Source organism: Castellaniella denitrificans, from assembly GCF_027214045.1.
GTDB classification, from domain to species: Bacteria; Pseudomonadota; Gammaproteobacteria; order Burkholderiales; family Burkholderiaceae_B; genus Castellaniella; species Castellaniella denitrificans_A.
This window is the reverse complement of record NZ_JAPWHE010000015.1, coordinates 24,252-35,527: the sequence shown is the minus strand read 5'-3', so window position 1 is coordinate 35,527 and position 11,276 is coordinate 24,252. Positions and strand designations below refer to the sequence as shown.

Annotated in this window: 13 protein-coding genes and 1 pseudogene; 11 read left to right on the top strand and 3 right to left on the bottom strand. The window is 61.2% G+C overall.

Annotated elements, in window-relative coordinates; translation table 11 throughout:
- The first annotated feature begins 242 nt into the window (after nucleotides 1-242).
- The 11 genes and pseudogenes from atpD to glmM form a co-directional block, all read left to right on the top strand.
- A complete protein-coding gene (gene atpD, locus O4H32_RS14470; RefSeq protein ID WP_269360307.1) occupies nucleotides 243-1,661 on the top strand; it encodes a F0F1 ATP synthase subunit beta in 1,419 nt (472 codons plus the stop codon).
- A complete protein-coding gene (locus O4H32_RS14465) occupies nucleotides 1,658-2,110 on the top strand; it encodes a F0F1 ATP synthase subunit epsilon (RefSeq protein ID WP_269360306.1) in 453 nt (150 codons plus the stop codon). The genes atpD and O4H32_RS14465 overlap by 4 nt, the downstream gene beginning before the upstream one ends.
- Nucleotides 2,107-2,391, top strand: a complete 285-nt coding sequence (locus O4H32_RS14460; RefSeq protein ID WP_269360305.1) for an AtpZ/AtpI family protein — start codon at nucleotides 2,107-2,109, stop codon at nucleotides 2,389-2,391. Before O4H32_RS14465 ends, O4H32_RS14460 begins: the two co-directional genes overlap by 4 nt.
- Complete coding sequence (locus O4H32_RS14455; protein ID WP_269360304.1) at nucleotides 2,388-2,675, top strand: N-ATPase subunit AtpR; 288 nt, start codon at nucleotides 2,388-2,390, stop codon at nucleotides 2,673-2,675. The genes O4H32_RS14460 and O4H32_RS14455 overlap by 4 nt, the downstream gene beginning before the upstream one ends.
- Complete coding sequence (locus tag O4H32_RS14450) at nucleotides 2,675-3,346, top strand: F0F1 ATP synthase subunit A (protein ID WP_269360303.1); 672 nt, start codon at nucleotides 2,675-2,677, stop codon at nucleotides 3,344-3,346. Before O4H32_RS14455 ends, O4H32_RS14450 begins: the two co-directional genes overlap by 1 nt.
- 9 nt (nucleotides 3,347-3,355) lie before the next feature.
- Nucleotides 3,356-3,598, top strand: a complete 243-nt coding sequence (locus O4H32_RS14445) for a F0F1 ATP synthase subunit C (RefSeq protein ID WP_269360302.1) — start codon at nucleotides 3,356-3,358, stop codon at nucleotides 3,596-3,598.
- Nucleotides 3,599-3,601: 3 nt separating this feature from the next.
- Entirely contained in the window at nucleotides 3,602-4,363 is a 762-nt protein-coding gene (locus tag O4H32_RS14440; RefSeq protein WP_269360301.1) for a F0F1 ATP synthase subunit B family protein, read from the top strand.
- Nucleotides 4,347-5,888 (top strand): F0F1 ATP synthase subunit alpha, encoded by a 1,542-nt coding sequence (locus tag O4H32_RS14435; protein ID WP_269360300.1) that lies wholly within the window; start codon nucleotides 4,347-4,349, stop codon nucleotides 5,886-5,888. Before O4H32_RS14440 ends, O4H32_RS14435 begins: the two co-directional genes overlap by 17 nt.
- Nucleotides 5,885-6,745: a F0F1 ATP synthase subunit gamma gene (locus O4H32_RS14430; RefSeq protein WP_269360299.1), complete on the top strand. Its 861-nt coding sequence runs from the start codon at nucleotides 5,885-5,887 to the stop codon at nucleotides 6,743-6,745. The genes O4H32_RS14435 and O4H32_RS14430 overlap by 4 nt, the downstream gene beginning before the upstream one ends.
- 355 nt (nucleotides 6,746-7,100) lie before the next feature.
- On the top strand, nucleotides 7,101-7,916 hold the full coding sequence (gene sul2, locus O4H32_RS14425; protein ID WP_001043260.1) for a sulfonamide-resistant dihydropteroate synthase Sul2: 816 nt from the start codon (nucleotides 7,101-7,103) through the stop codon (nucleotides 7,914-7,916).
- 86 nt (nucleotides 7,917-8,002) lie between these two features.
- Nucleotides 8,003-8,245 (top strand): annotated as a pseudogene (glmM, locus tag O4H32_RS14420) (phosphoglucosamine mutase); the annotation flags it as partial.
- A gap of 235 nt (nucleotides 8,246-8,480) precedes the next feature.
- Here glmM and O4H32_RS14415 read toward each other — a convergent pair.
- The 3 genes from O4H32_RS14415 to O4H32_RS14405 form a co-directional block, all read right to left on the bottom strand.
- Nucleotides 8,481-9,974 carry an IS91-like element ISCR2 family transposase gene (locus tag O4H32_RS14415; protein ID WP_001120888.1) on the bottom strand — a complete coding sequence of 498 codons (1,494 nt, stop codon included), beginning with the start codon at nucleotides 9,972-9,974 and terminating at the stop codon, nucleotides 8,481-8,483.
- A 210-nt stretch (nucleotides 9,975-10,184) separates the two neighbouring features.
- The gene (locus O4H32_RS14410; protein WP_000743213.1) at nucleotides 10,185-10,409 is read right to left on the bottom strand and encodes a hypothetical protein; all 225 of its coding nucleotides are present in this window, start codon (nucleotides 10,407-10,409) and stop codon (nucleotides 10,185-10,187) included.
- Entirely contained in the window at nucleotides 10,406-11,143 is a 738-nt protein-coding gene (locus O4H32_RS14405; RefSeq protein ID WP_001366550.1) for a recombinase family protein, read from the bottom strand. Before O4H32_RS14405 ends, O4H32_RS14410 begins: the two co-directional genes overlap by 4 nt.
- Nucleotides 11,144-11,276: the final 133 nt, after the last annotated feature.

Genomic DNA, 11,276 nt, shown 5'->3' with positions numbered 1-11,276 from the left:
TCTCGTCTTCCATCTTTATGCTCATGGTGATTTCCTCTTCAATTATCACCTGAGCAGGTTTTTACTGGGTCAATACATGATTGCCGGGTTCGAGGCGATGGGGCTTGACTTCCGTCAAGGGCACTCGTGCCACAGCATGCAAAATACTCATTTGAAAGAACCAGCATATTGCTCGCAGAGTCATAGAAACACGACCCGCAACCCGTATTGGAAATGCCGTCGTCTGATGCAGGAAGGATCCCATGCCCGTTACGCAGCTCCCGGGACACCTGACCGCGGTCCACGGCTCGGTCGTCGATGTCCGGTTTTCCGAAGGTACGCTACCCGCCATCAATGAGGGCATTGCCATCGAGCGTGATGACGGCGCGCCGTTAATCGCGGAGGTTCAACTGCATCTCGATGCCATGACGGTTCGCGCAGTCGCGTTGGACAACAGCGCCGGCCTCTGCCGCGGCGCGTCCGCGCACCCGTTGGGCGCACCGATCCGTGCACCGGTTGGCGAAGCCGTGCTCGGCCGTTTGTTGAATGCCGTCGGCGAACCTGCCGATCGCGGTCCGGCCCTTCCGGCCGAAACGCCTTATCGGCCCATCCATGCGTCGGCGCCGCCGCTGGACCGGATCGGCTCTACCCAGGAAATCTTCCATACTGGCATCAAAGTCATCGACCTTCTCGCACCGCTCGTCAAAGGAGGCAAGGCCGCCATGTTCGGCGGCGCCGGGGTCGGCAAGACCGTGCTGATTATGGAGTTAATCCGCACTGCCGTAGAACGTCACTCCGGAACGTCCGTCTTTGCCGGAATCGGCGAACGCTCGCGCGAGGGGCATGAACTCCTCCTCGAACTTAGAGAGTCGGGCGTTCTGGCACGCACGGCCCTCGTGTTCGGGCAGATGAACGAACCACCGGGCGCCCGCTGGCGCGCGGGCCTGACGGCACTGACCATCGCCGAGCACTTTCGCGACGAAAAACACGAGAACGTACTGCTGCTGATCGACAACGTCTATCGGCTGGTACAAGCCGGTGGCGAAGTCTCGGGCCTGCTTGGACGCCTGCCATCGCGGGTCGGCTATCAGCCGACGCTCGCCAGCGAAATCGCCGAACTGGAGGAACGCATCGCCTCGGTCGCGGGCGCGGCGATCACGTCGATTCAAGCTGTCTATGTCCCCGCCGATGATTTTACCGACCCAGCCGTCGCCGAAATCTTCAGCCATCTCGATTCATCGATCGTGCTGTCGCGGGAGATGGCCAGCGAGGCGATGTATCCCGCCGTCGATCCGCTCGCCTCGACCTCTACCCTCCTCGATCCCCGGCTTGTCGGCGAGGCGCATTACCGGATCGCACAGGACGTGCGCAAAACCATCGCGCACTATCGCGATCTTCAGGAGATCATTGCGCTCCTTGGGATCGAGGAACTCAGCGCCGCCGATCGGCAGGCAGTCAAGCGCGCACGGCGTCTGATGCGCTTCCTGACTCAGCCTTTCATGGTCACCGTCGCCTTTACCGGCAAGCAAGGCCGCACTGTCGAGATTGCCGACGCGTTGGCCGGATGCCGCGCCATCCTTGATGGCGAAGCCGATAACTGGGCGGAGCGTTCGCTGTACATGATCGGCGACCTCGACGAGGCACGAGAGCGCGAACGCGCCAACGCCAAGGCGGCCTCATGAAACTCACAGTGACCACGCCGTTGATGATTGTTGCCAAAGCCGACAACGTCGCGCATGTGCGCGCGGAGGATGAGACCGGTGCATTCGGCATTCTGCGCGGACATGCGGATTTCTTGACCGCATTAGCCATCTCGGTGGTCAGCTGGCGCGACGAGAGCGGCGGAGAGCATCACGTCGCTGTCCGCGGCGGCATGCTTGCCGTGAGCGACGGAAACATGATCAGCATTGCGACGCGCGAAGCCGTCGCCGACGATAATCTACACCGGCTTGAGGCCGAAGTGCTTGCGAGCTTCCAGCGCCGCAACGAGGAGGAACTCACGGCACGCACCGATGCACAGCGCCTGTACCTCGCGGCCATTCAGCAGATTTACCACTTCCTGAGGCCCGACCGCCCCGGATCCGTTCCTCGTCTCGAGCGCCCAATGTCGCAAGACGAGCCCACATCATGACGCCCGAGCCAGAAAATCACGAGCGGCTGGGGCAAGCGGTCAAAAGACGTCAAGAACGTCGCGAGCGCTGGCAGCGTGAGGGCGAACGCTCGCTGGGCCAGAACCTTGCCATGATTGGCGCGCTGGGCTGGACCATCGTGGTCCCGACCTTGCTAGGAATATTTGCCGGTCGCTGGCTCGATCGGGCCTTCGATAGCGGGATCTTCTGGACGCTGGGCCTGCTGATTGCGGGTCTGGCGATTGGTTGCATCGTTGCCTGGAGGAGGATGCACAGCGAATGACCCATCACATGCTCAGCGCCCATCTCGAATCCACGGCCCTGATGGCTTTGGCGGGCCTGTTGTTTGGCCTGCTGTATTTTGCCGCCCTCAAGCGCAGCGTGGCGCTGCTTGTCGACGGTAAAGGCTGGTTTGTTCCGCTGGCCCTGACCTTGGGACGTCTCGGCGCCGCAGTCGTCTTCTTACTGATCGCGGCAAAACTCGGCGCAGTACCGTTGCTTGGCGGATTCGCCGGGTTCCTGATGGCGCGCGCTCTGGTGCTGCGTGCGCAAAGGAGGCGCGGCTGATGCAATCCTCGCCTCTCACGAGCACGCTGCTTTTTCATATAGGCCCCGTGGCGATCACACGACCGGTGCTGACAACGTGGATCATCATCGCCGTGCTGGTTTTCTTCTGCCGGTTCGTCACGCGCAGTATGGCAATCCTGCCCGACGGGCGACAGGCAGTGCTCGAGGGGATCGTTGTCGGCATGACCGATCAGATCGAGAGTGTCATTCGAAAGGACGCACGGCCGTTCCTGCCCCTGGTGGGCACGCTGTTCATCTTTCTGACGGTGGCGAATCTTTCGGGCGTGCTTCCTGGGGTAGAGGCGCCGACCAGCAAGATCGAGACGCCGGCCGCGCTGGCGCTCATCGTGTTTTTCTCGGTGCACTATTTCGGGATTCGATCGCGTGGTTTGCGCAGCTATCTCGTCAGCTTCGCCGAGCCCAAGCTGATCATGCTGCCGCTCAACATCCTCTCGGAAATCACGCGCACCTTTTCACTGATGGTGCGCCTGTTCGGCAACGTCATGAGTGGCGAATTCGTCATCGGTCTCGTCGTGGCGCTGGCGGGCCTGTTCGTTCCGATCCCGCTCATGGTGCTCGAAATCCTGGTTGGCCTCGTACAGGCCTACATTTTCACCGTACTCGCAACCGTTTTCATCGGTGCTGCTGTCGGCAGCGCCGAGAAGGACTAAGGAAGTTCAATGGATCCCAAGCTTATTTCGATCATTGGCGCCGTCATCGCCGTCTCGATCGGATCGATCGGTCCGGCGCTGGCAGAAGGCCGTTCGGTCGCAGCCGCCATGGACGCGATTGCGCGCCAGCCCGAAGCGGCCGGAACGATTTCGCGCACACTCTTTGTGGGCCTCGCCATGATCGAGACCATGGCGATCTATTGTCTCGTCGTGGCGCTGTTGCTGTTGTTCGCCAACCCGTACGCTGGGTGAGTGATGCATCTCGACTGGTGGACCATAGGCCTCCAGACCATCAACTTCGCCATCCTGGTCTGGCTGCTGCATCGGTTTCTCTACAAGCCGGTGCTGGCCATGATCGACGCGCGAAAGGCGGAGGTCCGCCGGCAGCTAGACGCGGCGAAGGAGAGGGAGGATAGGGCGAAGGCTCAACTTGTCGCCGTCGAGGCCGAGCGCGCGGGCATCGCCGCCGAGCACGAGGCCGCGCTAAAGGCCACCGCCTCGCAGGCGCAGGAGATGGCAGAGGCGCGGCGCGCACAAGCCGAGCGCGATGCGCAGGCGCTGGTCAATGCGGCGCGCAAGACGCTCGAAAAGGAACGCGAGCAGGCGCTGGATGAAGCCCGGCGCCTGGCTCTCGACCTCGGTGCCGACTTCGCGCAGCGGCTGCTGGCGGAGGTGCCGATGCAGTACAGAGCGGAAGCCTGGCTCGATCGCATCGAACACCATTTGAACACGCTTCCCGCAGCTGAGCGTGAATCCCTGACGCACCAGCTTGCCGACACCGACGGCCAGTCGCTGAGAGTTGTGACCGCATGCGCGTTGCCACCGGCGACCAGAGACCAGTGGAAGGATCGGCTGCATCAGGCACTCGGTGTGTCTGCCAGCATGATGTTCGAAGTCAACCCGGACCTGATCGCCGGAGTGGAATTACATTTGCCGGCAGCGATCTTATATTTTTCGTGGCGGAGCGCGCTGGCGGATGCGCGGTCCGAGGTAGGCGCCGATGCCCGGCCTCGTTGAAGAACTGAAAGGCTGGACACAGGAGAGCCGCCGGAAGCTGTCGGCGCTCCCGCTGGTGCCCCATCTCGAACATATCGGCCGTGTCCTGCAGGTGGGCGACGGTATTGCGATGGTCTCGGGTCTGCCGCAGGCGCGACTCGATGAATTACTCGTCTTTGAAGGGGGCGTGCGCGGCCTCGCCGTCGATCTCGGCGCCGACGCCATTGGCTGCATCCTCCTGGGTGATACCGCCGGCATTCCCGCCGGCAGCATCGTCCGCGGCACGGGTGAGGTGGCTCGCGTGCCTGTCGGAGACGGCCTGCTTGGCCGCGTCGTCGATGCGCTTGGGGAGCCGCTCGACGGCAAGGGAGCGATCGAGGGTGGACAGTTCGCGCCCGTGGAGCAGGCGGCACCGGCCATCGTCGATCGCGGATTGGTGACCAGGCCGCTGGCCACCGGCCTTCTGGTTGTCGATGCGATGATCCCGCTCGGCCGGGGACAGCGTGAACTCATCATCGGCGACCGGCAGAGCGGCAAAACCGCTATCGCAGTCGATACGATCATCAACCAGAAATTCAGCGATGTCATTTGCGTCTATGCCGCGATCGGCCAGAAGGCCTCCAGCGTCGCGAGGGTGACCAGCGCAGTTCATCGATACGGAGCGCCGGAGCGTTGCATCTTTGTGGTCGGCGAAGCCAATGCGGCACCGGGCCTGCAATGGCTTACGCCATATTCCGCCTGCGCCATCGCCGAGTATTTCATGAGGCTGGGCCGTGACGTGCTGCTCATCCTCGACGACCTGACCAAACACGCCGCCAGCTATCGGCAGGTTTCATTGCTGCTGCGCCGCCCGCCGGGCCGAGAGGCCTATCCGGGCGATATCTTCTACATTCACTCCAGGCTGCTCGAACGGGCGGCGAAGCTCGCCCCCGAGCGCGGCGGCGGCTCACTCACGGCGCTGCCGATTGCCGAAACTCAAGCCGGAAATATCAACGCCTATATCCCGACAAACCTGATTTCCATCACGGACGGGCAAATTTATCTCGACCCCCGGCTTTTTTACGAAGATCAGAAGCCGGCCGTCGATGTCGGCAAAAGCGTGTCACGCGTCGGTGGCAAGACGCAAGCGCCAGTGCTCAAAGCGGTCTCGGAGAGCCTGCGCCTCGACTATGCGCAATTCCTGGAACTAGAAGTGTTCACCCGCTTCGGAACCATGGTGGACGAGCGAACCCGCAAGGTCATCGAGCATGGATGGCGCATTCGCGCCATTCTCGGCCAGCGACAATTCGCGCCGCTCTCGCTCGGCGAGGAAGTCGCCTTGTTATGCGCACTGGCCGATGGCGTGCTCGACCCGGTGCCTTTGAATCGCATCAATCGCTTTCGCTCAGAGCTTGCTCCGTGGCTTGCCGAACATTGCCCCGGGATCCTTGCTCTTGACGATAAGGCCAAACCTTTGCCGGACGTGGTCCGCGCACAGCTCAAGACGAGCCTCACGGAGCTTGCGCAATCCGTGACCGCACAGATTGCGCGGGAGGCACGCCCATGACCCGCCTTTCTGAACTACAGAGCCATATCGCCAGCATGAACGAATTGCAGGACATCGTCGGGGCGATGCGCTCGCTCGCCGGCATGCGGGTACAGGAATCCCAGCACGCGCTGCCGAGCATACGCAGTTACGCCCAGTCTATGGCCGCTGCCGTTGGCAGTGCGCTTCTGCTCATGCCGCAACCCGTGACAGAACCCCATCAAGCGCCCGGTCGTCGCGCCCTCGTGCTGTGCACTGCCGAGCATGGCTTTGTCGGTGGCTTCAATGAACGCTTGCTCGATGCGGCCAAGGCAACGCTCACACCCTCCGATCTGCTGTTCGTGCTGGGCAGCCGCGGTGCCGCGATTGCACTCGAGCGCGGTCCCAAGATCACCTGGACGAGTCCCATGGCAACCCGGCTGGCCGGCGCGCCCGATGCCGTCAATCGATTGACTGGCGAACTCTATGCTCACATAGCGCGCGGCGACGTCGCGCGGGTCGAAGTCATGTTCTGGCGCTACCATCAGGGCGCCTTATCGACCATCGAACGCCGCTTGCTCCTGCCGCTCGACGAGACGCCTTTGGCCCCCCCAAAGGCCCGTCGGGCTCCGCTCCACAACCTGCCGCCACATCCTCTGCTGGAACAATTGATGGCAGAGTATGTCTTCGCGCGACTGACCGAGGCTGCCGTGGAATCGATCGCGAGCGAAAACGCGGCCCGCTTTGCCGCCATGGAATCCGCACACGAGAATGTCGGCAAGAAGCTTGCGGGATTGCAAGAGCGCGCGCGGCATGCGCGGCAGACGGAGATCACGTCGGAATTGCTCGATCTGACGACGGGTGCGGAAGCCGTGCGAGGCGGCGGCCTGTTGGGTTAAACAAGCTGCCGGAGGCGGCGGGGCAAGCCACCGGTGCCAGGCGCCCGATCACTCCCACTCTATTGTAAACAAGACATTTTTATCTTTTATATTCAATGGCTTATTTTCCTGCTAATTGGTAATACCATGAAAAATACCATGCTCAGAAAAGGCTTAACAATATTTTGAAAAATTGCCTACTGAGCGCTGCCGCACAGCTCCATAGGCCGCTTTCCTGGCTTTGCTTCCAGATGTATGCTCTTCTGCTCCTGCAGCTAATGGATCACCGCAAACAGGTTACTCGCCTGGGGATTCCCTTTCGACCCGAGCATCCGTATGAGACTCATGCTCGATTATTATTATTATAGAAGCCCCCATGAATAAATCGCTCATCATTTTCGGCATCGTCAACATAACCTCGGACAGTTTCTCCGATGGAGGCCGGTATCTGGCGCCAGACGCAGCCATTGCGCAGGCGCGTAAGCTGATGGCCGAGGGGGCAGATGTGATCGACCTCGGTCCGGCATCCAGCAATCCCGACGCCGCGCCTGTTTCGTCCGACACAGAAATCGCGCGTATCGCGCCGGTGCTGGACGCGCTCAAGGCAGATGGCATTCCCGTCTCGCTCGACAGTTATCAACCCGCGACGCAAGCCTATGCCTTGTCGCGTGGTGTGGCCTATCTCAATGATATTCGCGGTTTTCCAGACGCTGCGTTCTATCCGCAATTGGCGAAATCATCTGCCAAACTCGTCGTTATGCATTCGGTGCAAGACGGGCAGGCAGATCGGCGCGAGGCACCCGCTGGCGACATCATGGATCACATTGCGGCGTTCTTTGACGCGCGCATCGCGGCGCTGACGGGTGCCGGTATCAAACGCAACCGCCTTGTCCTTGATCCCGGCATGGGGTTTTTTCTGGGGGCTGCTCCCGAAACCTCGCTCTCGGTGCTGGCGCGGTTCGATGAATTGCGGCTGCGCTTCGATTTGCCGGTGCTTCTGTCTGTTTCGCGCAAATCCTTTCTGCGCGCGCTCACAGGCCGTGGTCCGGGGGATGTCGGGGCCGCGACACTCGCTGCAGAGCTTGCCGCCGCCGCAGGTGGAGCTGACTTCATCCGCACACACGAGCCGCGCCCCTTGCGCGACGGGCTGGCGGTATTGGCGGCGCTGAAAGAAACCGCAAGAATTCGTTAACTGCACATTCGGGATATTTCTCTATATTCGCGGTTCAGCAGGCATGTCCCCTTTGAGGGCGACCCGACGACAGGATAATCGACCTTATGGTGCGCAAATATTTCGGCACAGACGGTATTCGTGGCAAAGCCAACGAAGGCGCGATGACGGCGGAAACCGCCTTGCGCGTCGGCATGGCGGCTGGCCGTGTCTTTCGTCGCGGTGACCACCGCCATCGTGTCGTGATCGGCAAGGATACGCGCCTGTCGGGCTATATGCTTGAACCCGCGCTCACAGCCGGTTTCACCTCGATGGGCATGGACGTATTCCTTTTTGGCCCGCTGCCGACAACGTATAGGAAGAATAAACGCCCTTTTCACCCAAGTCCAACAGCTTTGGACCGCAGTTGACTCTTTCGACACCCCTGCGATGCAACCCAATCCGGCTGACGGGGAGCCAGCAACGCTGAAAATTTACCCTCCTCTTTCCCACTAGCGGCTCCTTTTCCGACAACCAGCACGGCGGATCCCTGCCGCGGCGCTGTGAACGCAGCATTTTGATTGGTATCGTTGGCCTTCAGGCTCGTCAGTCAAACAGACCCAGGAGCAGCTCAGCCGGTGGCGCCCGGCTTTCGGGTAACGCCCTGGTCCCGCTGGTTTCGGCTTTGTGCTTCAGGTGATCAAGGATCTGCTTGATCACTATAGGGTCTTCAATGCAGGCGATGACTTTCATGGCGCCGCCGCAGCCGCTGCAGGTCTCGATGTCGATATTGAAAACACGCTTGAGCCGTTGCGCCCATGTCATCGACGCTCGCCGTTGTGCTGGTGTTGCCGGTTCATCAGCCACCCTGACCTTGTTGCCCCTGCCCCGTTTTGCCGGCGTGACCAACGCCCGGTGCCGACTGTTGGGTGCGAACACCCCGTGGAAGCGGGTTAGGTTGACTCTGGGCTTCGGTACCAGGGCGGCCAGCCTTGCAATGAAATCCAATGGTTCGAAAATGACGTGCGTGGTGCCGTCCCGGTACGGCGTCTTGAGCTGGTAGCGCACGTTGCCGCCTCGTGTTAACGACAGCCGCTTCTCGGATACCGCCGGGCGGCTGATGTACCGGCACAGCCGTTCGAGCTTCTTGCGTTCATCGGCCCTGGCCGCCACGCCGGCGTGCAGGCTGGACCCGGCTACCTTGCCAATCCCGTCACCGAACGGATCACCACTGGTCGGCAGAGTTTGCAAAGTGAACACCTTTCGCCCCGCCTGTGAACCGACAGCGATACGGTAAGTGATCGAGTGCCCCAGCAGGGGTGTCATCGGGTCGTCATCCACCGCATCCGAGGCCAGATAGCTGTTTTCGACATCCCGTTCCAGCAGGCCTTGCCGTTCCAGATAGCGACCCACCCGGTGGGCGATGGTGTGCGTCAGCTGGGTGAGCTCTGGGCTGGTCGGCGCCTTGACCCAGCGGAAACGCGCTGAGCCGTGGGATTGCTCGACATACACACCGTCGAGAAACAGCATGTGGAAGTGAACATTCAGATTGAGCGCCGATCCAAAACGCTGGATCAGGGTGACCGCGCCCGTCTTGGCCACTTGGTGGGTATGGCCCGCTTTCTTGACCAGGTGCGTGGCAATGACGCGGTAAACGATGCCCAGCACCCACCCCATGATCTCGGGCCGGCTGGCAAACAGGAAACGCAGCTGAAACGGGAAGCTCAACACCCACTGACGCATGGGTTGTTCAGGCAGTACTTCATCAACCAGCAAGGCGGCACTTTCGGCCATCCGCCGCGCCCCACAGCTCGGGCAGAAACCGCGACGCTTACAGCTGAAAGCGACCAGGTGCTCGGCGTGGCAAGACTCGCAGCGAACCCGTAGAAAGCCATGCTCCAGCCGCCCGCATTGGAGAAATTCTTCAAATTCCCGTTGCACATAGCCCGGCAATTCCTTTCCCTGCTCTGCCATAAGCGCAGCGAATGCCGGGTAATACTCGTCAACGATCTGATAGAGAAGGGTTTGCTCGGGTCGGTGGCTCTGGTAACGACCAGTATCCCGATCCCGGCTGGCCGTCCTGGCCGCCACATGAGGCATGTTCCGCGTCCTTGCAATACTGTGTTTACATACAGTCTATCGCTTAGCGGAAAGTTCTTTTACCCTCAGCCGAAATGCCTGCCGTTGCTAGACATTGCCAGCCAGTGCCCGTCACTCCCACTCGATTGTAAACAAGCACACAAAACCCTTTAGTGACAACAATTTGCAAGAACTATCAGGCTCAGTGCCATGAAAAATACCATGACCAGATCATGAGGTTGAACACGGCTTGCGCCGGCAGCGTTCACGCTCCTGGTCGGCGATCTCGCCCGGCTGCAATGCTAGCTCAGCATCGGTCATGCGCTCCAGCACGTCGCGTAGGCGGATGGTGCAAGGAATGGGCGGCAGCTCGAACTCATAGCCGCCGGCGATCATTTCGGCCGCAATCTCCTCGGTGATGAAAAACGGCTCGTCGTCTTGGTTCGGCTTCTTCATGCCCTTTCCTCCTGGCGCTCATCCTGGCCGACAGCGGCCAGGGCATCGGCTTCCGTCAATGCGTCCTCCACGAACGCGCCGTGCTGCTTCGCTTCGGCCTGGCTGACCTCGGCCCATATCCGTTTCACCTGGGCCGCACTGTACCCGGCCAGCTCGGCGGTCTTGTTGATGCTGTAGCCGGACTTGCGCAGCGCGACAACTTGGGCGCGGCGCTTCGGATCAGCACGGCGGCCCTTGTACCGCCCGGCCTGGCGGGCCAACTCAATGCCTTGGCGCTGGCGTTCGCGCCTGTCCTCGTAGTCGTCGCGGGCCATCTGCAAGGCCAGGCGAAAAAGCATGATCTGCACGGCTTCCAGCACGATCTTGGCGACGCCCTGGGCCTCGGCCGCCAGGTCGGATAGATCGACCACGCCAGGGACGGCCAGGCGTGCGCCTTTGGCCTGTATCGAGGCCACCAGGCGCTCGGCCTCGGGCAAAGGTAGGCGGCTGATGCGGTCGATCTTCTCGGCAATGACCACCTCGCCGGGCTGTAGGTCGCCGATCATGCGCAGCAGCTCAGGCCGGTCGGCGCGTGCGCCGGATGCCTTCTCACGGTAGATGCCGGCGACGTAGTAGCCGGCGGCCTTCGCGGCCGTAGTGATCGCCTCTTGGCGTTCCAAGTCCTGCGCGTCGGTGCTGACGCGCAGATAGACCCGCGCCACCATCGGCGCGGCTACTGGCTTCGTCCTGCGCATACTTGCGGGCTCCTTTGGGCATACTCAAATGCACCCATCTTAAACTGGCAGGCCAATTTATCACATATCGATCTAAATGCGCCTAGCTCATTTTTACAGCTTAAATGAGCTATTGAGCACACTCCATATTTCG

Excerpts from the sequence above, each read along its gene's own strand:
- O4H32_RS14440 (WP_269360301.1), top strand. The coding sequence starts at position 3,602 with ATGCATCTCGACTGGTGGACCATAGGCCTCCAGACCATCAACTTCGCC.
- O4H32_RS14450 (WP_269360303.1), top strand. The coding sequence starts at position 2,675 with ATGCAATCCTCGCCTCTCACGAGCACGCTGCTTTTTCATATAGGCCCC.
- O4H32_RS14410 (WP_000743213.1), bottom strand. The coding sequence starts at position 10,409 with ATGAAGAAGCCGAACCAAGACGACGAGCCGTTTTTCATCACCGAGGAG.
- O4H32_RS14405 (WP_001366550.1), bottom strand. The coding sequence starts at position 11,143 with ATGCGCAGGACGAAGCCAGTAGCCGCGCCGATGGTGGCGCGGGTCTAT.
- O4H32_RS14415 (WP_001120888.1), bottom strand. The coding sequence starts at position 9,974 with ATGCCTCATGTGGCGGCCAGGACGGCCAGCCGGGATCGGGATACTGGT.
- atpD (WP_269360307.1), top strand. The coding sequence starts at position 243 with ATGCCCGTTACGCAGCTCCCGGGACACCTGACCGCGGTCCACGGCTCG.
- O4H32_RS14445 (WP_269360302.1), top strand. The coding sequence starts at position 3,356 with ATGGATCCCAAGCTTATTTCGATCATTGGCGCCGTCATCGCCGTCTCG.
- O4H32_RS14465 (WP_269360306.1), top strand. The coding sequence starts at position 1,658 with ATGAAACTCACAGTGACCACGCCGTTGATGATTGTTGCCAAAGCCGAC.
- sul2 (WP_001043260.1), top strand. The coding sequence starts at position 7,101 with ATGAATAAATCGCTCATCATTTTCGGCATCGTCAACATAACCTCGGAC.
- O4H32_RS14435 (WP_269360300.1), top strand. The coding sequence starts at position 4,347 with ATGCCCGGCCTCGTTGAAGAACTGAAAGGCTGGACACAGGAGAGCCGC.
- O4H32_RS14455 (WP_269360304.1), top strand. The coding sequence starts at position 2,388 with ATGACCCATCACATGCTCAGCGCCCATCTCGAATCCACGGCCCTGATG.
- O4H32_RS14430 (WP_269360299.1), top strand. The coding sequence starts at position 5,885 with ATGACCCGCCTTTCTGAACTACAGAGCCATATCGCCAGCATGAACGAA.
- O4H32_RS14460 (WP_269360305.1), top strand. The coding sequence starts at position 2,107 with ATGACGCCCGAGCCAGAAAATCACGAGCGGCTGGGGCAAGCGGTCAAA.